This is a genomic window from Granulicella sp. L46 (assembly GCF_009765785.1).
GTDB lineage: Bacteria > Acidobacteriota > Terriglobia > Terriglobales > Acidobacteriaceae > Granulicella.
This window is the reverse complement of the sequence record NZ_LMUT01000018.1, coordinates 263,718-286,854: the sequence shown is the minus strand read 5'-3', so window position 1 is coordinate 286,854 and position 23,137 is coordinate 263,718. Positions and strand designations below refer to the sequence as shown.

16 protein-coding genes are annotated in these 23,137 nt (G+C 56.4%); 8 read left to right on the top strand and 8 right to left on the bottom strand.

The features are described from left to right. Positions 1 to 174 precede the first annotated feature (174 nt). Entirely contained in the window at positions 175 to 1,590 is a 1,416-nt protein-coding gene (locus tag GSQ80_RS19980) for a phosphatase PAP2 family protein (RefSeq protein ID WP_254059804.1), read from the top strand. A 52-nt stretch (positions 1,591 to 1,642) separates the two neighbouring features. Here GSQ80_RS19980 and GSQ80_RS19975 read toward each other — a convergent pair whose 3' ends face one another. The 5 genes from GSQ80_RS19975 to GSQ80_RS19955 are packed head-to-tail and all read right to left on the bottom strand — an operon-like array spanning position 1,643 to position 9,470. After that, positions 1,643 to 2,923 carry a DUF4010 domain-containing protein gene (locus GSQ80_RS19975; RefSeq protein ID WP_158789404.1) on the bottom strand — a complete coding sequence of 427 codons (1,281 nt, stop codon included), beginning with the start codon at positions 2,921 to 2,923 and terminating at the stop codon, positions 1,643 to 1,645. A gap of 35 nt (positions 2,924 to 2,958) precedes the next feature. After that, the gene (locus GSQ80_RS19970) at positions 2,959 to 6,135 is read right to left on the bottom strand and encodes an efflux RND transporter permease subunit (RefSeq protein WP_158789403.1); all 3,177 of its coding nucleotides are present in this window, start codon (positions 6,133 to 6,135) and stop codon (positions 2,959 to 2,961) included. Between the two features lie 33 nt (positions 6,136 to 6,168). After that, positions 6,169 to 7,368, bottom strand: coding sequence for an efflux RND transporter periplasmic adaptor subunit (locus GSQ80_RS19965; protein ID WP_158789402.1), 1,200 nt, complete (start codon positions 7,366 to 7,368; stop codon positions 6,169 to 6,171). Between the two features lie 11 nt (positions 7,369 to 7,379). Beyond that, positions 7,380 to 8,696, bottom strand: a complete 1,317-nt coding sequence (locus GSQ80_RS19960; RefSeq protein WP_158789401.1) for a TolC family protein — start codon at positions 8,694 to 8,696, stop codon at positions 7,380 to 7,382. A 3-nt stretch (positions 8,697 to 8,699) separates the two neighbouring features. After that, positions 8,700 to 9,470, bottom strand: a complete 771-nt coding sequence (locus GSQ80_RS19955; protein WP_158789400.1) for a hypothetical protein — start codon at positions 9,468 to 9,470, stop codon at positions 8,700 to 8,702. 137 nt (positions 9,471 to 9,607) lie between these two features. Here GSQ80_RS19955 and GSQ80_RS19950 point away from each other — a divergent pair, with 137 nt between their 5' ends. The 5 genes from GSQ80_RS19950 to GSQ80_RS19930 all read left to right on the top strand — a co-directional run bounded on the left by GSQ80_RS19950 (position 9,608) and on the right by GSQ80_RS19930 (position 15,160). Continuing rightward, on the top strand, positions 9,608 to 10,309 hold the full coding sequence (locus tag GSQ80_RS19950) for a response regulator transcription factor (RefSeq protein ID WP_158789399.1): 702 nt from the start codon (positions 9,608 to 9,610) through the stop codon (positions 10,307 to 10,309). Then, a complete protein-coding gene (locus tag GSQ80_RS19945; protein WP_158789398.1) occupies positions 10,306 to 11,775 on the top strand; it encodes an ATP-binding protein in 1,470 nt (489 codons plus the stop codon). The genes GSQ80_RS19950 and GSQ80_RS19945 overlap by 4 nt, the downstream gene beginning before the upstream one ends. A gap of 81 nt (positions 11,776 to 11,856) precedes the next feature. Further along, a complete protein-coding gene (locus tag GSQ80_RS19940; protein ID WP_158789397.1) occupies positions 11,857 to 12,891 on the top strand; it encodes an IS110 family transposase in 1,035 nt (344 codons plus the stop codon). 1,000 nt (positions 12,892 to 13,891) lie between these two features. Then, entirely contained in the window at positions 13,892 to 14,692 is an 801-nt protein-coding gene (locus tag GSQ80_RS19935) for a tyrosine-type recombinase/integrase (protein ID WP_216850477.1), read from the top strand. Positions 14,693 to 14,881: 189 nt separating this feature from the next. Next, the gene (locus tag GSQ80_RS19930) at positions 14,882 to 15,160 is read left to right on the top strand and encodes a DUF6429 family protein (RefSeq protein WP_158789396.1); all 279 of its coding nucleotides are present in this window, start codon (positions 14,882 to 14,884) and stop codon (positions 15,158 to 15,160) included. Positions 15,161 to 15,468: 308 nt separating this feature from the next. On the opposite strand, the gene GSQ80_RS19925 is transcribed toward GSQ80_RS19930, so the two are convergent. After that, positions 15,469 to 16,503 carry an IS110 family transposase gene (locus GSQ80_RS19925; protein ID WP_158789395.1) on the bottom strand — a complete coding sequence of 345 codons (1,035 nt, stop codon included), beginning with the start codon at positions 16,501 to 16,503 and terminating at the stop codon, positions 15,469 to 15,471. Between the two features lie 279 nt (positions 16,504 to 16,782). Here GSQ80_RS19925 and GSQ80_RS19920 point away from each other — a divergent pair, with 279 nt between their 5' ends. After that, the gene (locus GSQ80_RS19920; protein WP_254059802.1) at positions 16,783 to 17,913 is read left to right on the top strand and encodes a VOC family protein; all 1,131 of its coding nucleotides are present in this window, start codon (positions 16,783 to 16,785) and stop codon (positions 17,911 to 17,913) included. Between the two features lie 710 nt (positions 17,914 to 18,623). Here the strand turns inward: GSQ80_RS19920 and GSQ80_RS19915 are convergent. Continuing rightward, entirely contained in the window at positions 18,624 to 19,439 is an 816-nt protein-coding gene (locus GSQ80_RS19915; RefSeq protein ID WP_158789394.1) for a hypothetical protein, read from the bottom strand. Between the two features lie 270 nt (positions 19,440 to 19,709). Continuing rightward, the gene (locus GSQ80_RS19910; RefSeq protein WP_158789393.1) at positions 19,710 to 21,083 is read right to left on the bottom strand and encodes a redoxin family protein; all 1,374 of its coding nucleotides are present in this window, start codon (positions 21,081 to 21,083) and stop codon (positions 19,710 to 19,712) included. A 234-nt stretch (positions 21,084 to 21,317) separates the two neighbouring features. On the opposite strand from GSQ80_RS19910, the gene GSQ80_RS19905 reads away from it, so the two are divergent. Continuing rightward, complete coding sequence (locus GSQ80_RS19905) at positions 21,318 to 22,262, top strand: DUF4034 domain-containing protein (protein WP_158789392.1); 945 nt, start codon at positions 21,318 to 21,320, stop codon at positions 22,260 to 22,262. The last annotated feature ends 875 nt before the right edge of the window (positions 22,263 to 23,137 follow it).

The following is a 23,137-nucleotide window of genomic DNA, read 5'->3' as shown; positions in this document are numbered from 1 at the left end:
TGGACCTGTCAATAATCTTTGATTCCGAAATGGGCGCGCGCGTTTACGCTGCAGAGCAAAGTGCGGTCTTACCGCGATTCGCGCGGGCCGGTAGTTTCGGTCGTGGAATTTCTTCGAGCCAGAAAGTCTTTGATGATACAGTGACCATTCGGAGCGCACGAGGAGGGTTTGGCAATGGAAATGTTTGGAAAATCAGTATTGCTCGCGGCGGCGGCATGCGTGCTGACTCCGATGCAAGCGTACGGTCAATCGGCTACCGATCTCGTTGCGCTCCGCGGACTTGCACCTGTCACCGTGTTGGCCAACACGACCGAAGGTAAGGCGGCTCTAGCAGCGAATTACACAGTCACCGGCGGCATCCAGACCGGCGTGATGCGGCAATCGACTCTTCTACCTTTCGCCGAACAGCAACAACAAGCGTTGCGAGATGCCAGCATCACGAGCGGTAATCTCGAACAGCTTGCAGATGGACTCGGGACTACACTTGGCGCTGCCTACGTAGCGCGCGCTCACTATAGCGATCCGCACGACTTTACCAGCGTTTCCGACTCCGTCGCTAACTTGATCGCGTACGCCCTTGCGGTCAGCGGAATAAATTCCAACTCGGGGAAATACTTCTTCGCCAACGCTACGACCGACGGAAAGAACGCTGTTTCAACACAAGTGATGGAGATATTGAAGCAGAACGCCGGGGTCACCGATGTCTTTGGGAAAAGCTATGGGCTTCCCGCTGGAAATACAGGTGCAGATGCGTACGGGAACTCGCGCCCGTTTCAAACTGAACCAAGCGTCTTGGCCATCATCGGTTCGGACTACTTCAATGTGGTGGCCAGCAATACGGTATACAACCGTGGCCCAATTATGGACTTGACCAATAGCCCTTCCTTCCCGAGCGGCCACACAACATACGGCTATACGGGAGTGCTACTCCTGGCCATTCTGGTGCCGGAACGATACCAGCAGATGATTGTTCGTGGCGCTGAGTATGGGAATGACCGCATCATCGTAGGAGCCCATTACGCCATGGACGTCATGGGCGGCCGAACGCTGGCTCTCTACGATATGGCACATCTTCTCGCGAATGATCCTGCTTATGTAGGACAGCAGGTGAAGGGTGTTCCTACGATCAAAGACTTTCCGGCTGCGATCAAAACGGCACGCGACCAGGTGACTGCGGCCTTGCAGGCAGCGTGCGGAAATACGATTGAAGAATGCTCACGTGAAGACCACAGCCGCTTCAGTAATCCAGCCGCCAACGAAGCCTTCTATGCAGATACCCAGACCTACAATTTGTCGGTCGTCTATCCCAAGCAATCCAACAATACAGAAAACGTCGGCAAGCTTGCTCCTGAGGCTGGATACCTGCTCACGGTTGCATTTCCTTCGTTGACGCTTGAGCAAGCTGACCGAATTCTGACAGAAACCGAAGGGCCGGGAGGCGGTTTCCTGGACGAGGGATCATCGTTCGGCGTCTATTCCCGCCTCAATCTGTACGCAGCCGCGGGAAGAGCTGCGGCCTTGGTTTCCGAACTGACTTCTGATGCTTCCCGCGCAAAATCTCCGCAGAAACGCAAAGCCGCAAACAATTGAACGAATAAAGGCGACCATGCAATGCCGGCTGGTGGCAAATGGTTCCCAGCGCTTACGGACGTGGCCGGATCAAAAACGTGATTACGATCAGTGCCGCGACTCCTGCAAGCATCTGGAGCAGGGTCGCCCATAAAACGCGTGGGAAAATTGTCCGTGCCTTTGCTTGTCGGTAGACCAAGGGAAGATTCATAAGCGTGCTCACGATAGACGCTACAACGGTTGCGATCGCTGCCTGAAAGGGAGACGCGTGCCCGTGGCCACTGAGATTGGCAGCGGCTGCGGTTGTGCTGGCGCTCGATACTGCTCCTCCCACTATGCTGACGATCAATAGGCCGGCGCCCCCTAGCCACCGTGTTGCCGCTGTCCCAGCAATCTGAATGGCGATGAACAGCGCGCCAAAGCGAAGCACCTTGCCCAACGACACGGGAGACTCCATTGCAAGCGAGACCTGGGAAGTTGCCGCTAAAGAGCGCCCTCGCCAGGCAAACCAACCTGCGATGAGCGACATCGCGAATAGTGGAGCAATGGCAAATTCGACCGCAGCCGGTGCGAAGACTGCAAGAAGCAAGAGGTTGCGGATGAACATCGCGGTGGACGTCAGCAAAACCGCAACTACTGTGGCATCGAGTAGACCGGCAGCAGGAAGGGTCGAGCTGAGCTCAGCAGCCGTTGCCGTGGAGTTCACAAGGCCGCCCAGAATTGCGCTGAACGCTACTCCTTTTGCTCCGTAGATGCGGAGCAAAATGTAATTGAGGAATCCGATCGACGCAATGACCAGGACGGTCACCCACGCCTCGCGGGGATAAAAGAGCCCCCACGGATCGAGGTGGCCCGCTGGGATCAAAGGCCAGATAACAAATCCCAGCAAGCCGAGAAGGAGAGCGCTCCGGATCTCCTGTGGCTTAACTCCGCCTGCGAAGGCCCGAAATTGAGGCTTTAGCGACAGCAGCCAGGTGACCACTATGCCCGAGGCGGTTGCGGTGAAGATATGTCCCCCACCGCTGAGCGCGCCAAGTACGAACGTAACGATCAAGGCCAACGAAGTCGTCCCTTCCATCGACCCCGAGACTCGAATGTCCCGAACATTTAAGAGAATCGCAAGTGCGATGATGCCGCCCAAAGAAATCAACAATATTGGCAATGGCATCAGCGCCGTGAGTCCACCCAATATGCCTGCCAGGCCAAACGTTCGTACGCCAAAGTCTTTGTTGGACCACTGTCGCTCAAAACCAATCAATAGACCAATGGCGAGTGCGACAGCGAGTTTGGCTGCGGTGGTGATTGGAAGGAATTGCGGAGACTGAGCATGGAGAGCGTCGATCAGCGAGTGCATCGCAATGTCCTTTCTGGACTACCAGTTGCGCTTACTTAGATGGTCGTCTCTGCTGGTGGGTTCCGATAAGCGAGGAGGAAGCCGGCTGGCACGAGGAAGATGGTCAATGCCACCGAGACGGCCAGACCTCCAATGAGCGCCTGAGCGAGAGGGGCGTAGGCTTCCGACCCTTCGCCGAGCTTGAGTGCCATAGGAAGCAGGCCGATGAGGGTGGCCAGCGATGTCATTAGGATGGGACGCAAACGAACTCGGCACGAGGTGACGATAGCCTCGCGGACACCCAGACCCTGCTTGCGAAGTGTGTGGGCGAACTCCACGATCAGGATGGAGTTGGAAAGCGCAATGCCGGCCAGCATGACCACGCCCATGAGTGACATGACGTTGAGCGTCGTGTGCCAAAGGAGCAGCGTGATGATTGTGCCGAGAATGCCCGGAGGGAGCGCGAGCAGAATGATAAACGGATCGGTGAAGGAACGGAACTGAGCTACGAGGATCAGATACAGCAGCAGGACAGAGAGCGTGAGGCCAATGGCGAAGCTGCGGAAACTCGCGTTCATGCTGGCAACTGATCCGGTAAGGGTAACGTCGATTCCGTGCGGCGGACGAGTAGCGTCCACAATGCGTTGGATATCTTTGGATATCTGACCGAGGTCTTCGGTTTGGGGACGAACGTAGATGTCGAGTACACGCCGGAGTTGAGTGTGATCCATTTCAGTGGGAGCGTTGAACTGCTGGAAATCCGCGACCATATCCAGCCGAGTTGGTTGCGTCGAGTTGGTACCATGCAACGGAATCGCTTTGAGGTCATCGATGGATTTGACCTGATCCTCCTTGTACATGACCGTTAGGAAGTAATTATTTCCAGAGTTTGGATCGATCCAGATCGAAGGCGCAATCATCTGGTTGGAGGTGAGGGCCGTGATGATGTTCGAGACGACCTCCTGTTCGGTGAGGCCAAGCTCGCTGGCGCGCATGCGGTCAATGGAGATTCGAAGAGAGGGATAATCGAGGTCCTGCGGAATATAAACATCTGCTACGCCGTGCACACCTCGAACCTGCGATGCGATCTTCTGCGCCGTATCGTAGTCGGCATCCATGTTATTCCCCGCAACGCGGACGTCAATCGGGGCGGGTGCTCCCATGTTCAGCACGCCATCGACGAGGGACCCGGAACCAAAGAAGGTCTGCAGCTCCGGCATCTGTTTCGTTAGCGCCTGCTTAACCTCGCGAATGTATTCGAAACTGCTGACGCTGTGGTCGGGTGTGAGGGCGACCTGGGTGAAACCTGTATGGGTCGCGGAGTTGGGAGAATAAAGAGCGGAAAATCCGGGATTGACCCCGATGTTGGACACGATCATGCCCATGTCGTGCTTGGAGACGATGCCGCGAATAATGGATTCGAGCTTAACGGTCTCGGCGTTCGTATCGTCTAGTCTGGTGCCCGAAGGCGCCTTGAAGTTGATCACGAATTGCCCGGCATCTGTGCGCGGAAAGAAAGAAAGACCGAGCAGAGGGAACAGAAATAGACCAGCGACAAAGATAACGCCGAAGATTGCCAACGTCGCTTTGGGCGCATCAAGTACGCGGGATACAAGGCGGTCATACCTGTGCAACATAGCGTCGAAGCCATGTGCGAACTTCGTATTGAAGCGCGCCCAAATCCCATGGTGGTGTGCGGCCAGGGCGGGGTCGGGCTCTATGGTCTCCTCCGTCCTCGAGGATTCGTGCTCGACGTTGCCGTGACCGGTCTTCATGAAGCGGGCACAGAAGAGAGGGACGACAGTGAGTGCGACGAAGTAAGACGCAAAGAGCGAGATGACGACCACAAGCGCGAGTGCGGAGAAGAGGAACTTGCTGACGCCATAGAGCATGGTGACGGGAAAGAAGACGACGACCGTGGTGAGCGTGCCGGCGAGGACGGGAAGGGCGACCTCGCTGCCGCCTTGTTCAGCGGCTGTGATGGGGTCTTGCCCTTCTTCCAGATGGCGAAAGATATTCTCAAGCACAACAACGGAGTTGTCGATTAGGCGCGATAGAGCAAGCGCAAGGCCTCCCAACACCATCGAGTTGATCGACGAACCGGAAAGCTTCAATACGATGAACGTTGCCAGTAGGGAGAGTGGGATCGAGAAGAAAACGGCAATCGTCGCGCGGAGGCTGCCGAGGAAGATAAGAATCATCAGGCAGGTGAGGAAAAGTCCGACACCACCTTCGTGGAGTAGGGTTTCGATTGCTGTGCGGACGAAGCGAGCCTGGTCGAAGACGACTGTAGCGCGCAGCGAACTCGGTACATCGTAGAGTTTCTTGAGCGTGGCCTGGACGCCGTTCACGATGGCAATGGTGTTCGAGTCGCTGCCGGCCTTGAAGATGGGCAGGTACACGGCGCGTTGGCCGTCGACACGCACGATGTTGTACTGGCGACCGAAGGCGTCCTGGGGGATAGCGACATCGCCAACGCGCACCGGGGATTGAACGACGGTCTTGATCGGCACCTGCGCGATGTCGGCAGGGCCCTTAAGCATGGAGTTGGTGTAGATGTTGTAGTCAAGGCGGCCGATTTGTGCGTCGCCGGCTGGCAGAATCACGTTCGCCTGATTGACGGCGCGCACCACATCCATGGGAGAGAGTTGGTTGGCCTCCAGCTTGTAGGGATCTACGAAGAGCTGGATCTGTCGCCAGGTTCCACCGAACGGCTGGGGTACCGACGCGCCATCGACGCTGGCCAACTGGTTGCGCACGAAGTTCTGCCCGATATCCTTGAGCGTCGATTCACTAAGGCCGGTTCCGGTCAGTGGAACGAGGGCAACCGGGACGGAAGAGGCATCCTGCTTGAGGATGATGGGTGGATAGGTGCCCGGCGGCATGTCCTTGATGTCGCTCATGGCCAGCGACGAGATGGTCGCCGCATCGGTGTCAGCGTTAGTGCCAGTGCGGAAGTACACCTTGATGAGCGAGACACCGGGCAGCGAACGGGATTCCATATGGTCGATACCACTGGCAAGCGTGAACTGGCGTTCAAGGTGATACGTGATGTTGGTTTCGATCTGCTGCGGCGGCATGCCGGAGTAAAACGTGGCGACTGCCACCACCGGCAACTCAATCGAAGGAAACATATCGACAGGCATGCCGACAACACTGACCACGCCGAGGATCGAAATAACTAGGCAGATGACCACGATCAGGTACGGATTGCGAATAGAGAAACCGGACATGTGGTCGCGTTGCTCCTTTTAGTGTTCGGACAGCTACTCTTGTGCTTCGTATGTAGCCAGCGATGGAGAGACCTTCTCGCCTTCCGCTAAACCCGCGTGGCGGCCAACGATGACCTGGTCACCCGAGGAGAGGCCAGAGAGGATCTGGATGCGCGTAGCAGTCTGCAAACCGGGTTTCACCGAAACCAGGTGCGCGATGTCGTTGTGTACAACCCACGCCTGAGGCGAGCTGGTGCCGATACCATCGACGGCATCGAGTGGAACGCTGAGGACGTCTTTGCGGTCGGCCAGATGCAACCGAACCTCGGCGTACATTCCAGGAATCAGGCTGCCATCAGAATTGGGGACATCCACCTCCGTTGCCATGGTGCGGGTGGAGACGGCGACTGTATCGGCGAACCGGGTGACAGTCCCTTGCAACTCGCGGTTCAGACTTACGACGTTGACGTTCACCGGTTCGCCGTTGCGAACGTCACCAACATCGGATACGGGAACGGGGAGTATGAGTCGCAGCAAGTTGTCCTGGGCAATTGTGACGATGGGCATCGCCTGGGATTGTGAGGCCGTGCCAGCCTGGACCATGGCGCCCGTATTGGCGTAACGTTTGGTGATGACGCCATCGAACGGAGCGCGAATCGTTGAGTATTGAAACATCTGCTGTGCTCTGGCCAACTCTTCAACGGCCTCAAGCTTGGTTTGTTGCGCGGCCTTGAGCGATGACTGCGTGCTGGCAAGCTGCGCCGCAGTCTCAAGCTGGTGCGACTGAGCTACATCGACGTCTTGCCGCGGAACGAGGCCCTTATCTTTCGTGGCCACATCCTGGATGCGCTTGAAGGAAAGCGCCGCGATGTCGGCCTGCGCCTGAGCACGCTGGATGGCACCTTGAGCCGTCACGACACCGGCGTCTGCGGCAGCGAGTGCCGCCTTCGCTCGGGCTACGTCATCCTTCATCTCAGGCACATCCAGCGTCGCGAGCACTTGTCCTTGTCGAACGTGATCTCCGATGTCGACATTGATCGCTCGCACGTAACCCGCGACCTTTGCCATCACGTCCACCAATTGATACGGCTCGAACTCGGCGGTGACGACAAGGTCATCGGAGAGCGTTGCCGGCCCGGCAGTTGCTACGGGTACGACAGGCACAGGTGCAACGGGAGGTGGTGCTTGCCGGCAACCATTGAGCAAAGGTGCGAGGGCGAGGAACGTTACGAGAACAGAAGGTCGCTTAGGCATCGAAGTCCTTGTCAATTGAGCAGGCCAGTGGAGAAGTCGAGTTCGGCCCGGCGAGTGAGATAGGTATCCACCGCGGACGCAGCGTTGATTTCCGCGGATGTTTCATTCAGCTGAGCTTCGTTGAGTTCGACGATTGAGCCGAGACCGGCGTCGTAACGGTCCTGGGCTAAACGGAGTGCCTCGCGCGCATGCGCTACCAATTGACTCGAGACATCCAGTGACTGAAACGCTTCGTTGGCTCGGTACCACGCATCGCGTACCTGTTCGGAGACTTCGAGCGAGAGCTCCTTCGTATCCTCGGAACGAGCGTTGGCCTGGAGCTCCGCCTGGGCGCGCCGCGCACTGAACAACCCACCGTTGAACACGGGAATCTCGAGGTTAAAGGCGGCGGCAGCGTAGTTCGAGTGCAACGTATGATCGTGGTAGGGAATGTCACCGGCAGCGGCTAGAACCTTCAACGTCGGTAAACCGAGTCGCTTCTCTGCGGTGGCAAATTGCTCGGCGCCTTTCTGCTCCGCCCGGGCAGCAGAAAGGTCAGCACGCTGCAGCTGTGCCTGTTGCTGCGAGTCTTCCGGACCCGGTGGCAACGGCTCCGTACCAGCGTCGACATCTACAAGCGATGCAGCAATCGGCTGAGACTCGCCCATCGCCGTGGCGAGTTTTGCTCGCGCCTGCGAGCCCTCACTCTGCGCTTGCACAACCGCGAGTTTTGCCTGACTGACCAGGACGGCGGCGAAGTTGACGTCGAGCGTGGAACGGAGCTGATTTTGTTCCAAGACGTTCAGTTGTCGCAGGACTAACTGCCGATTCGTGAGTGCAGCCTGCGCAGCGTGAAGAACTGATTCTTCTCCGAGGACTGTGTAATAAGCTTCCCGCACATTCAGTCGGACTTGTGCGCGGGTGAGCGTCGTCATATCTGCCTGGGCTTCGGAGTTTGCTCGTTCACTGGCAACCAAGGCATGGGTTCGACCAAAATCGGTGACAAGTTGGCTCAGGCTTCCACCGTATGCAAATCGGTCTGAAAGGGACGACGTTGTAAGGTTGCCCGCAGCCGTAGCTGTCCCGGTATCGGCGACCTCCGCACCGGTAGCATCGAAAGATGCTGTAGGAAGCAGCCCCGCTCGCGCCTCGCGGATACGCTCGGCGGCGGCGTGCGAGCGGAGCTGAGCAGCCAGCAGTCGCGGCTGGTTGGTTAGGGCGAGACTCTCTGCCTGATCCAACGTCAATGGTGAATTGGTGCTGTTCGGTAACGTGACCTGCGCCATCGTTGGCGCGGACAGACCCACACCGATCAGCATCGCAACGGCAAACAATCGACCATGGGCCATTATTTAGCGGCCGCTCTCCGGAAGTACCTCGAGTAGAGCCACCGTGTTCTTCCAGATCTTAGGCGAGCCGTGCGTTGAGACAAGAATTAGCTGCGATGGCTTGTCCACGGAACCAATCGCTTGAGCAGATACGTTACCGAAACCATAGAGACCGCACGCTGTCGGAGAGAAGATCGCTACGGATACCTCGTTGTCGCTCGCATCGCATGAACCATTCGCGATCAGTTGAGCATATACACCGTCTCGGCGATTGTATGCGACCGTATCGCCCTGCTGGTTGACGACTTCCTTCTGCGAAGGAACCAGGAGGTCACCACCAATCTGTGTCAAGGTGCCGAGGGAATCCATGTCGGAGGACAGCGGCTCGCTGGCACTATTCGCAGCGATGGGGCCCGCCATTGCGCGAAGGGTCACGCGAAGCGGTAGTTCAGTGGAGTTCAGTTGTGCAGCCTGGAACTGGATGACCAGTTCGGATGGCTTTTGACGGGCGTAGGGCGTGCTATCGAAACTGAAAGGAGTGGCCGAAACCACATGTCCAACGATCTTCGTGCCGGCAGGCAATGTCGAGCCATCGGGGAGATGAACGACCTGGATGGTCCTTGCGGACACGGTATCTCCGGCCTTGGCATGGTCGGCAGACACGGTACGGGTGAAGACAATGGGCAGCGTGGTTCTCGCCGGCAGCTCAGTTGTTGGAGACGCAGCATGAGCACCCTGCGCAAGAGCGAACGACGATGCGATGAGAAAGACGGCAGCAACAAAACGAGCGGACAAGATGACCTCCAGAGGAGCTTTGCTCAACTGGAGTTGACCACTTCTTTTCCTTACATTGCCTTACAACTTTCTGACATTCCTCTCCATCCCTTGTCAGTGGGGTAAAGCTAAGGAATGATAAGGGAGACGGGAGATCCATGGCATCCGCAAAGCCAACGATTCTGATCATCGAAGACGACCGCAAGCTCTCCGCGGCACTGGTGTCGGGTATTGAATCCGCGGGCTACGACGTTACGACCGCATCCTCAGCCGAGGAAGGCTTTTTTCTTGTTCACAGCATTCGTCCGCAATTGCTTCTCCTCGATCTAACCCTCCCCCAGCGCAACGGCCTCGACATCCTCCGCCAGATTCGACAGGAGGGTATCGATGTTCGCGTCCTCATCCTCACTTCGCACAACACGATCGAGGATCGCGTACAAGGTCTTGCTACCGGGGCAGATGACTATCTCGGCAAGCCATTTTCCTTTGCTGAACTCCTTGCCCGCATCGACGCGCTGCTTCGTCGTTTCCTTCCTCCCAAAGAGACCTTCGTCGAAAGAATCGGAGATCTCGTGCTTGATACCCGCGCCCGCCGTGCCGAACGGGGCGGCCAGCATCTCGATCTCACTGCGCGAGAATTCGACCTTCTCCTGTACCTCGTCGCCAATCGCGATCGCACCGTCTCGCGCGAGATGCTCGCCCGTGACGTATGGCGGGAAAACTCTCGATACACACCCATAGATAACGTGATCGACGTTCAAATGGCGCGGCTTCGCAAGAAGATCGACGATCCTTTCTCCGTCAAGCTGCTTCAGACCGTTCGCGGCGTAGGATTTTGTCTGCGCGAGACTCGCACGTGAACCGCCCCCGCACCACCACCCTGCGTACCCGGCTCACGGTCTACTACGTAGCGGTGCTTACTGTGTTGTTGGTCGTCTATGCCGGTCTCGTCTTCGCCCTGCAATATGAAGCCATGACCCGCCAGATGCTTCACGATGAGGTGCAGGACGTCATCACTGTCGAAGGCTTGTTGTACTTCGACGGCCACAACCAACTTCAGCTTCAGCAAAATTACTACTCTCGCCCACAATCGCATCTGCTCGTCGACCGCCTCATGGAAGTCCTCGATACGTCCACGGGCGCCGTCCTCTATCGAAGTCCCACCCTCCACGGTATGTCCATGGGAGACGGCCTTGCCCCGAGCGAAGGTGTCCTCGGCTTCAATGAACGTCGCTTCGAGCTCGCAGACGGCACCAAGATCTTCATGGTCAGTCACATTCATCAGATGGATGGACGCACCATTGTTATTCGACTCGGTTATCGCTTAGATTCGTTCCGTAGCTACATGGGGCGCTTCCTGCTGCTGCTTCTGCTCGCCGTTCCCATAGCCCTTGCTCTCGCTGCAGCTGCTGGGCAATCCATTGCGCGACGCGCCCTGAAGCCTCTCGATCGGATGAATGCCAGCGCAGAGAGCATCACTGCTCACAATCTCCACGACCGCCTCGACGTAGCCAATCCTAGCGATGAGCTCGGCCAGATGGCCACTTCATTCAACAATCTCCTGCAGCGCCTCGAACAGGCCTTCTTCCAACTCCACCGATTTACCGCCGATGCCGCTCATGAGCTCCGCACGCCGCTGTCTGTTGTGCGCGCGACGAGCGAAGTTGCGCTTCAGGAGCCGCGCTCCACCGAAGAGTATCGCTATGCATTGAGCAGTGTCCTCGAAGAATCGGGACGCTTAAACGCGACGATCGATAGCCTCCTCTTGCTGGCGCGAGCGGAATCCGCTCAGCCTGGCGAGCACCAGACCGTATTTCCTATCAAACCGTTGGTCGACGAAGTATTGGGCTTCCTGGAGATATTGCTGGAAGAGCGGGATATCAGGGTCGTCCAAGAGGTCGAGGGCGCGGAGAATGCAGACGTGCTGGGCGATCGCAACTTGCTACGAGTCGCCTTCCTCAATGTCTTGCACAATGCGATCAAATTCTCGCCTCAGCAATCGGTGCTTGTGATCTCATACTCCAGATTCAAAAGCTCACCGCAGGTTATGTGCATCACATTTCACGACCAAGGTCCTGGCATCATTCCTGGCGAGGAGGAACGAGTCTTTGACCGCTTTTTCTCCCGGTCCGAAACTGCCGCAGGCGCGCCTCCAGGGGCGGGATTGGGACTGGCGATTGCCAAATTAGTCATTGAACGTGCTGGCGGCAACATCCGGTTTGATACGAATTTGGAATCGGGCGCCAAGTGTATCGTATGTCTTCCCGTCGCCATATCGGATTCATCCGATCCCGGCCCGTCCGCTCTCAATTCGGGTACTGCCTGAAAAGTCGCATTTACTGGGATGATCCGCCGCTTGATCTTCATCTGGGAGATCTTGTAGGCAGATAGAAGGAGGATCATCGACATGGAGATTCGATCAGTTGGGATTGACCTTGGCAAGACGAGCTTTCACCTGGTGGCACTTGGCGATAAGGGCAAGGTGCTGCTGAAGAAGAAGTTCACCCAGAAGCAGTTGATGGCTTTCACCGCGAACCTGCAGACCTGCCTGATCGGGATGGAGTCATGTTCCGGGTCGCACTTCCTGGGCCGAGCGTTACGCGAGCAAGGCCATGAGGTGAAGTTGATTCCAGCTCAGTTCGTGAAGCCATTTGTGAAGTCGCACAAGAACGATTTCGTCGATGCGGAAGCCATCGCGGAGGCCGTGGAACGCGAGAACATGCGCTTCGTGCCGATCAAGACAGACGACCAGCTCGATCTGCAGTCGTTGCATCGCGTGCGTGAGCGGCTCATGACGCGCAGAACTGCCCTGATCAACCAGATTCGTGGGTTTCTGCTGGAACGTGGCATCGTGTTCGCCAAGAGCCCGATTCGGCTGAGAGAAGCTCTGCCCGAGGTGCTGGAGAACGCCAACGAGGACCTCAGCCCGAGGATGCGGAGCCTGATCTCGATCCTGTGGAGCGAGTGGAAGGACCTGGAGCTTCAGATCGCGGAGATGAACGATGAAGTGGAACGGATCGCTTCGAGCGATGCTGCGTGTCAGAGACTGCGGCAGATTCCTGGTATCGGACCGCTGGTTGCAACTGCGATCGTGGCCTCCATCGGCAACGGCGCAGCCTTCCGCAAGGGACGAGAGTTCGCGGCCTGGTTAGGGCTGCTGCCCAACCAGCGTTCGACCGGCGGCAAGGCGAAGCTAGGTGCCATCAGCAGGCGCGGCAACTGTTACCTGCGCAAGATCCTGATTCATGGAGCACGCGCGGTGGTATTGCGATCGAAGAGGGACCGGATCGCGATGGGCGCCTGGATGACCTCGCTTGAGACCAGGGCGCCACGGAACATACTGATCGTGGCAACAGCACACAAGCTGGCGCGGATCGCGTGGGCAGTGCTCTCAACCGGCCAGGACTATCGAGCAGCCGTACCCGCGGCAGTGGCGGCCTAAACAGATTCATTTACCAGCAACATCAACATTTCCCCACCGAGGTCTGCACTGGATAAGTGAAGATGAAAGAACAGTCAAAACGGCGTGCCTAAAACCTGATTAGACAAATGGCCCCTACGAGGCCGAGCGTTTTCTAAGGACAGGTACGCGGCGTATCTCATCGAGGCCAGGAGAGCACTCTCCACCGAAAGGCCGAATACATTGACGTAGACCTTCTTTCGTTCGAAACTTTCCCCTTGCATTCACGCGGCGGATCATACATTGTCTAAATTCAATTTGCGGTCGGTCGGTCTCTAGGAACTTAGATGAAACACCGTTTTCAGGGAGCGAGGTTTAGCGCTGTCGTGAGGACTTATCATGTCCCTATGAGCAGGACATCTCGAGCGGCTGTTCGAACCCAGTTGCGTTGCTTCGTTCGGTTCACCGAGCTGACGCAGTAAGAGGAAAACGAGTTTGACGATGACGAGGACGCCGAACATAACTCGGACACACGTGAATGTAGGGTTAGCTATTGTCGCTGTATTTCTTTTCCTGGTCACACAGTGCGTGGAGTCTGTCATATCGGTTGTGTTGCCTGGCGCTGCAATACACTGGATAATTTCAAATGAGCAACGCCTGGCGAGCGAAAATCATGCGTATATCAACGTTGATTGGACTACCAAGGCGACATTTTTCATTTTGCTGCCGGCGATTTCTCTTAGCGTCATTGCGTTTTGGCTTCCCAGGCATTCCGGTCAGTTGCATCCGTGGGCGATTTATACGATTGCATCGTTTTCCCTAGCTTTTCTTCTTGTGAACCTATACGGAAGGTACCTTTCTCTCCGCAAGTTGCCCTAAACGCACACCGGTAGCTGGAATCCGCGAGCTCCTGCAAAGTCACGTTTTGAGAAACTTCGATTGGCCGACGTTTCTGAGGTAATTATCCGGAAGTGAAGTGCATCATCACCCCTTTGGCAAGGAGGAGGCAGATGATTGAGCGGCGGTCAGGGAGACCGCTGCCATGCGACAGAAGAACAAAACCAAACGCAGATCACCGAAGACGGTCTTACGCCTTCCGGACCTCGACCATTCCAAATTCTCCGTGCTGCAGACCCTGGGGTCGGTCGCATCCCAAAAGACCTATGTTTTCGCCATCGATGACTTCATCAGTTGGTATTGCTCGGAACCGCGGCTGGCGTTTGGCAGAACCGTCGTTCTAAGGTATCGCTACTTTCTTGAAGCCCGCCATTTGGCCCCCGCGACCATCAATCTGCGTCTCGCGGCGGTCCGGCGGTTAGCGTATGAAGCGTCGGACAATGGATTGCTCAGCCCCGACCTCGCCGCCGGCATCCGCCGGGTGAAAGGCGCCAAGCGGCTCGGGATGCGGATCGGCAACTGGTTGACGCCCACACACGGGAAAGAACTGCTCGGTATGCCTGACCGGGATTCCGTGAAGGGCAAGCGTAATTACGCGATGATGGCCGTGCTCCTAGGCTGTGGTTTACGTCGAGCGGAACTTACGCGGCTGACCGTGAACCATCTTCAGCAGCGGGATAACCACTGGGCCATCATCGACTTGTTTGGAAAGGGTGGACACGTCCGTACCGTTCCGGTCCCCGACTGGGTCAAGGTCGCCATCGATTCATGGATCGCAGTTGCATGTATTGAAAGTGGAGTTATCTTCCGTTGCGTCAGCAGAACTGGCCACGTTTGGGGTGGCCGTCTCAGCGAGAAAGCGGTCTGGTGGGTCGTGCGCGAGTATGCGAAACTGGCGGGCATCGAGCATCTGGCTCCGCACGATCTCCGCCGGAGGCGAACTTGAACAGATTCAGTTTTTACTCGGCCACCGGTCCGTAGAAACCACGGAACGATACCTCGGTTCGCGGCAGAGGTTGGTGCAGGCGGTCAACGATCACATCGGAATCGAACCGGAGGCAGGTCAAGATGCTTCCTTTGACTCGAACCAGTAGTAGAAGCATTATGGGGGTGACTACTGAATGGAGGGTGAGCGATGCCCGACAGAGAGCGGAACTTGCCGGATATTGACTACGACCGCGAGAAGGTGGAAGAAACGGTTCTGGCTCTGTTGTGGCTGACGGTGGACGGCCATCGCCGGGCGTGGAAGAGCCATGACTGGGGTGTGCTGGATCGGCTACATGAGCGCGGTTACATCTCCGACCCGAAGAGTAAGGCCAAGTCGGTGCTGCTGACCGAAGAGGGCGAGCGGCGGGCGCGAGAGCTGTTCGCCCGTTACTTCGGAGTCGACGCAAAGCAGATAGACCGTCCTTAATCTGGCGCCTGGTGCAGTCGCCGGAAAGTGAAACCGAAGTTGCTCAATGTATGATCCGCCGCGTGAATGCAAGGGGAAAGTTTCGAACGAAAGAAGGTCTACGTCAATGTATTCGGCCTTTAGGTGGAGAGTGGTCTCCTGGCCTTGATGGGATACGCCGCGTACCTGTCCTTAGAAAACGTACGGCCTCGTAGGGGCCATTTGAGCAAACAGGTTTCAGGTACGCCGTTTTGACTGTTCTTTCATCTTCACTTATCCAGTGCAGACCTCGGTGGGGAAATGTTGATGTTGCTGGTGAATGAATCTGTTTAGGCCGTCACGGCCGCGGGTAGGGCTGCTCGATAGTCGTGGCCGGTCGAGAGGACTGCCCACGCGATCCGCGCCAGCTTGTGTGCTGTTGCCACAATCAGTATGTTGCGTGGCGCCCTGGTCTCAAGCGAGGTCATCCAGGCGCCCATCGCGATCCGGTCCCTCTTGGATCGCAATACAACCGCGCGTGCTCCATGAATCAGGATCTTGCGCAGGTAACAGTTGCCGCGCTTGCTGATGGCACCGAGCTTCGCCTTGCCGCCGGTCGAACGCTGGTTGGGCAGCAGTCCTAACCAGGCCGCGAACTCTCGTCCCTTGCGGAACGCTGCGCCGTTGCCGATGGAGGCAACGATCGCAGTTGCAACCAGCGGTCCTATGCCAGGGATCTGGCGCAGCCTTCGGCACGCATCATCGTTCGAAGCAATCCGTTCCACTTCGTCGTTCATCTCCGCGATCTGAATCTCCAGATCTTTCCACTCGCTCCACAGCGTGGCCATCAGGTTCCGCATCCTCGGGGTGAGGTTCTCGTGGACATTTTCAAGCACCTCGGGCATGGCTTCCCTCAATCGGATCGGACTCTTGGCGAACACGATGCCACGCTCCAGCAGAAACCCACGAATCTGGTTGATCAGGGCAGTTCTGCGCGTCATGAGCCGCTCACGCACGCGATGCAACGACTGCAGATCGAGCTGGTCGTCTGTCTTGATCGGTACGAAGCGCATGTTCTCGCGTTCCACGGCCTCGGCGATGGCTTCCGCATCGACGAAATCGTTCTTGTGCGACTTCACAAATGGCTTCACGAACTGGGCCGGAATCAACTTCACCTCATGGCCTTGCTCGCGTAACGCTCGGCCCAGGAAGTGCGACCCGGAACAGGACTCCATCCCAATCAGGCAGCTCTGCAGGTTCGCGGTGAAGGTAATCAACTGCTTCTGGGTGAACTTCTTCTTTACCAGCACCTTGCCCCTATCGCCAAGTGCCACCAGGTGAAAGCTCGTCTTGCCAAGGTCAATACCAACTGATCGAATCTCCATGTCGATGATCCTCCTTCTATCTGCCTACAAGATCTCCCAGACGAAGATCAAGCGGCGGATCATCCCAGTAAACCCGACTTTGCGGGCCCTACGAATCGGAAGGTTCACTACAGGCCCATTGCGTATCCGAAGCTAAGCAATAGCGATAACAGTCCCACAGCGGTGCCGAACCATCGCCTCCAGCCGGAACCAAAGAGGCAGAAGAGGCATACGACAAGGGAGGCAAGGTCGATAACTTGAAACCCGGGAATTACGATTCGCCTTGACGACGAGGATGGTATGCTGCCACAAACGGAGCCAAACGTGAACATGCTAGCCAAGCCATCAAACCTGTGCAGCAGTGCGGCGTCCCCCATCTCCAAGCTGCTGAAGTCCTTCGGAATGATGGCGTGTGTCGTATCCTTTGTGGCGCCCGCATTCGGTCAGGGCAAGTGCAGGGATGGCTACGGCACGCCGATATGCCCACTCACCGCAGAAGTAGCAACGGCCCCGATCCACCCGGCATTTGCACCCACAGGCTGGACAACAGTGGCGTTGGATCACATTACCTTCCGGGCTGCGGACTATCGGAAGGAGGCTGCGTTTTACATTGCGTTGATGGGCTGGAGGCTCCGCAGCGATGACGGGCAGCAGGCGATCCTGGACATCGGCTCCTGGGGTTCGGTCATCTTCAAAGAGGCGCCCGGCCAGCAGACCGCCGTAGTGGATAACCTCTGCTTTGTCATCGAGCCATGGAATGCCGCCACAGTGCAGGCCGAACTCCGTAAGCGCGACCTGTCTCCCGTCAGTGACAACGATGGCAGGGGCTTCGAGAGCTTCCACGTGAAGGACCCCGACGGCCTGGATATTCAGATCGCTAACGGGAACGGTCTCGCGAAAGACCGCCAGACTTCCCCATCTGCAAAAACCTCCACGAAACTTGTTGAGGCCTTGCCCTTTGAATCGACGGGATGGAAAACCGTCTGGCTGGATCATCTTTCCTACCAGGTGCCCAACTATAAGGCGACCGCATCGTTCTACTCCAACCTGCTGGGGTGGAAGGAGACATACGACGAAGGGAGTCAGCAAGAACTCCTCATCGGAGAGATCGGAGATATGATCATTCGCGGAGGCAACGCCAACGACCCAACCTTCGGAAAAGGCACCGCTGCGCCACACAACGCGCGCATCGATCACATGTCGTTTGGAATCTCGCCATGGGACACGGACGGGGTGGAGACGGAGTTGGAGAAGCGCGGCCTCAAGGCTCGTGTGGACACATCCACCAACGACGATATTCACGTGGCTGCGTTCAAGAGTTATCACACCACCACGCCCAATGGTTACAACCTGCAGATGAGCGATCTAACGCACGATACCCGGTTGACTCTGGTGAAGGCGGTCAAACCGAAATCCCTGGTTGGTCGCTGAACCGTGGCCGACTCCTGGGATCACGGAATATATCCGATGCGAATCGTCAGTGAGTCGTGACTGCGAGCGTCCGGCGTGGGTGCAGCTCTGCCGGGCAGCTGAGACATAGCCGTTCAAAGTGAACTGCGCGAAATACGGGGTTTCATCTAAGTTCAAACACCCTGCCCAGCGGCATAATCGAACTTGGACAAAATGCGACTTTACAGGAACATCGGTGTCGTAGGCTTGGTGGCGCCTTAATTATTGCGCTAGCATGTCTGGCATGATGCACTTCTATTTCTTCTTCGCTTTGTTCAGTGTGGCTTTCACTGGGATCGTGATATGGAAATATCAACGAACCCGAGATGCCGGGTTTCTATGGTTAGGCGCCGCGCTCGTTATCTGGCCTATGGTGCAAGGGGCTATACAGGGAGCCGTCATCGCCAATCGAATCATCTCTAAGCGAACGGTGGAGACGGGCTTCACATTCTCCAACACAAGCTTGTGGATAGTGGGAGCTTCCCTTCAGATTGTCGCGGTGCTCTACCTTCACAGGACGAAAGCTATCAATAACCAGGACTTGCCATAGCCGCCAATTTCATCGCCTTTGTTCTTTATGCTTTGTCGTTCGATCCGAGACAAACGGAGCGGCTTGCCAATAAGCTGACTTGGCTGGAACCTGCTACCGACACCCTAGCGACATTGACCCCAAAGCTCAATACCTCCCTCTTCTAAAACCGAGGCGTCGGCGTACTCCCGGGAGCGGGAGGAGGTGTGCCCCGAAAAGGCATCGAAAAGAGGAGATCTGGCTTACTGGGAAGCCCATCAGGTGGCTGAAACGCAGACAGCGGAGGCTCACTGGGTCTGATGTTCTCGAACTCTAGTTTCCTCACTCCAATCAGCGGATCATGCACCACGCGTTCGACGACCATTTGCAGATCAGCTGAGTGCCAACTCTCATCTGTAATAACAATCGGTTTCTCGTTCCCCATCTTGCCGGCGGGAACAATAGTCGTGACCAAGGTTCCCACGCAACTCATTACGCCGATCTTTTTTGTTCCCAAGTCCGTTGTTGTGACATCATTCGGCACATCATTTCTCAGATGCTCGCGTCCGTCGGCTGTACTGACATAGTCAATACTTGCGTGAATGCCGTCTCGAATCGGACTCGTATTGAGAAACTTGGCGGTATTTGACCACTGATACATCCGTTTCGCTACAGGGTCCAGAATGATCGACTGCACTGACCCATGCGGGATTCCCTTGCCGTCCCGCGTCACCTCCGAACTCTGCTCGTGAAAGCGGCCAGCACTGTCTCTTTGCACGTTGCCACGGGTCTCGCGGTTTAGAACGTTGCCGTCAGCCAGAGGATCCGTCATCGTCACAACGAAGTCGGCCTGAAACGGCGCGTTCGGAATCATTACGTTGTCGCCCGCCTGGAAACCAATTTTGAGACCCACTCCCTGCATAAAGGAGCCCGATCCTTGCGCACGAGCCCCCACCGACGCCATCAATAGACAAAGCACTGGAAACCATCGTTTTGCCATAATAACCTCGCAGCAAGTTTAACCGACCATAACACCTTATGGACGCCAACCCTCAATCTGCTGGATCAACAGGGATGACGCGCTCAGAGCTGTCGTTGAACAATTGAGAGCTGTCGTGTTGCCAAAAATGGTGTTGTCGGCAACTTCCGCGTTCTTGGAGCGGAACTTGCCGACAAGCTAACTTGATACCTATTGAGTGAGTTGAGCAATCGCTAGCCTAAGCAACTGCAAATCGGTGCCGTGGATTTTAGGCAGTTGATTGCGCACTGTTTATTGCGCCACCTTCAACGAGACGGCGTCTTCGACCACAAGACAATCCATAGTGCGCGTCTCTTCGCGAAGACTCAACCCCTCCAGTTTAAGACTGTTGGTGAGCAGGAATGGCTGTGTTGGGTCATTTTGATAGCTGAAGGCAAACCAACCCGGCAGTGGTTTATCGAGAATCACTGGCATGTCTGCAAAAGCGACTTGGAGCTGGTCTCGAATTTCGCTGGATGAGATGCTCACCCATCTAAACCGATTTGGCGCCGGCGGGTCCTGGCTCATGGCTATCGACCCACCCTGTCGCGCCTTTGCCAGTTTCGATAATCCATGGAGTACAAGAACTTTCATCGTGCGGGACACATGGTGTACGTGTACAGAAGCAGCTGCTAGTAGCGATGACTGCATCATGGGATTCAGTGACTCGGGTGTGCGACTCGGCACCCAGGCCTGCACGCCATAGAGTTCATTCAGGTAGTCCGGAATCGTAATTTGCGATTCATGTAAGCCGTATGCTTTGGCCAGTAGTTCCTTGAGCGGTACACCCGCGTTTGCGCCGTTTGTGCGCCAGGAATCGGCGGAACTCATCAAAGAACCAGGTTGATTGGTCCGCCATATGACAACCTTGACACTCGCATTCGGGCTAACGACGGGAGTATCGCCGAAGAGCACGTGGGGATCAGCCAGATGATAGTCTGCCTCGACCGGTGTCATCGATAGCGGCTTCCGCTCAATGAGTTCCTCCAGGTTCTCGGGGCGTACATCTGCCGAGCGGGTTATAGCAGCGACCCGCCCTTTACTGTCAATCAAAACGGTAGTCGGCAGACCTTCCTCTCCGAACAGGAGGCTTTGCTTCTCCGCTCCGTCGATGGCTACTGTCCCAAGCATGCGATGTGAGCTAAGAAAAGGTCCAACTTTGTTGGCGGGATCATCCTCTGAGAGCCAGAGGAAATCAACGCCGCGTGCAGCGAATCGCTCGTAGAGATCATTGACATGCGGAATGCTTGCGGTACATGGTCCACACCATGTGGCCCAGATTTCGATGAGCAACGGGTGTCCCGGTCTTGGAAGTTGTTTATCGCCCTGTAGCACCTGCTTCAATTCGAGAGGTGGCGTCGGCTGTCCCACCCGTGATTGAGAGTGCGCCGCTCCGGAGGCCAGAAGCGTGAGGCAGACGAGGCGAAACACGCGGTGCGGGAACATAGATGGTCCTAAATCTTTGGAATAAGTAAATACCGTTTCTGTCCACGATGAGATTCTAAACTCAGCTTCCTGCGAACCGGGTTTAGGGGAAACCTGGCAGATCCAGTGGCCGGGGAACACCTTTGTTGCGGTAACCCAACTTTCAAGGAGCCCCTTTCGCCGCCGCTCGGCGCGGTTCAAATGAAGATCCCCTGGCCAAAAATCGTGCCGTAGTCCAAAATAATTGTGTGATTTCTGAGGTTCCCGATGAGAGTTGCCCGTTGGCTTGCTCTGCTAGTTTCCCCCGCCTCTTTCCTAACTTGCGCCCTGGTCGTCGGAGCCCAATCGTCTTCTCCAGGTGAAATCGCATCGTCGCCCATTCCAGAGAATCCAGAAGTCCAAGATGTCAGCGCTCGCGTACTCCGTGCGAGGGTCTTGGAGCTTTTCCAGGGCAGCCAGTACGGTCAGATTGACGCTTTGGCCCAACAACTCCGTTCTGAGCGGACAAGATTCCGTGGTGGCGCTTGGCAGATCAATGTCTTGTACGAGGCGATCAACTCGCCGGGTTCAATGACGGCTAGTGACGCAGATTGGCAGGCGTTGATCACCAAACTGCAGGGCTGGGTCGCTGCGAATCAGCAATCGCCGACACCTCGAATCGCAATGGCGCAGGCATACCTGACTTTCGCTTGGAAGGCGCGTGGCAACGGCCTTGCCAAGACCGTTACCCAGCAAGGGTGGGCACTCTTCAATGAGCGAGTGCAGAGCGCGCGTATCACCCTCGAGGAAGGTCGAAGCATCAGCGTGGACTGTCCGGAGTGGTACCGAGCTATGCAAACGGTAGCACTCGCACAGGGATGGCCGCGCAAGCAGGTGGACGATCTGGCCCAGGCCGCCATGATCCACAATCCCGAATACTATTACTTTGCCCTTGCTGAGGCGAACTATCTGTTGCCAAAGTGGTACGGTAGGCCGGGGGACTCACAAGCTTATGCGTCGCGCATGGCCGATGCGGTCGGTGGACGGGAAGGTGATGCGCTGTATTTTTTGGTCGCTGCGCACCTGAACTGCTGCAAACGCATCCAAGCCCCTGGTATGGATGAGGCACGTTTGCAACGAGGATTTGCAGCCATAGACCAATTGTACGGGTCCACCACACGCCAGCGGAACGAGGCGGCATTCCTAGCTCTTCGGGCAGCCGACACCACGGCGGCCCAAACGCTGTTCGCACGCATCGGAAACGACTGGTCTGCAGCTGTTTGGGGATCAAAGGCTCGCTTCGACGCTAGTCGCACTGGACAGCCTCTGGGCGGCGTATTCCCAGTGGGACCCGCAGCTGCCAATGACGACCAATCCGACGGTGCGAGTGGGGGAAGATGAAGGATTAGCGAGACTGTCGTCAGGAGTGTGAACCGAACTTGCCGAAAATGCGGGTGGTCTCAATGGGTCGATGCAACACTCAGCTCAGACCCGCACTCGTTGAAAACAAAAGCTAAAAACGCTGGATAGGGTTAGATCAGGCCGGAGCCTTACCCTGGCTAGCTTTGGCCGAATCGGTCAAATAGATCAATTCTTTAGGGTAAGCATTCGTGGATCAGCTGTTTAGATATAGTGTTGCATCGACCGGTTGAGCCGGCACGCTTCAAGGGAGCTTTCCCCATCTTGAAAGATCGACCTCCAGTCGGGAGGACGCAGGCGTCATCGATCGACGCGTCTCTATCTAGCCAGACGTGCTTGGGTTATTTTGCGCGACTTCGAGAGAGCTAAGAGCGGGCCAGCTATCAGCAATATCGTTAGAGGAAGAACGCAGACAGATATCCAGAGAACGGGACGCGGCATTCTATGGACCAAAAACAAGGCAAGTGAGTTTATGCCACCCCACAAAACAAGGAGCAACGAAAATGAGGCTACCGAGAACAGTAGACCTCCACCAAGCACCATCGTTAGTCTCTTGCGATCATTCGCGGGAACCATCGATGCTTCCGATCTCATGCCGGGATCATATCACTTGTCTTCATTTACGCGATCTATTGGAACGGGAAGCGTGTTCGCATTGATGTGGTTTTCGCCGACAAACGGTGTTTCAGCAACTTGGTCCGAAGTTGGTAGTGCGTCAGTTTAAGAATGGTCTCCGTCTTGCCCGATAAGCGCCGACGGTGGCGGAGATCGACGCGGCAACGGCGAGCGAAAATGCGATGACGGTGCTGGTCTTCCTCAAATGGAATGACAGGAATATTGCTGTCCCTATCGACAGG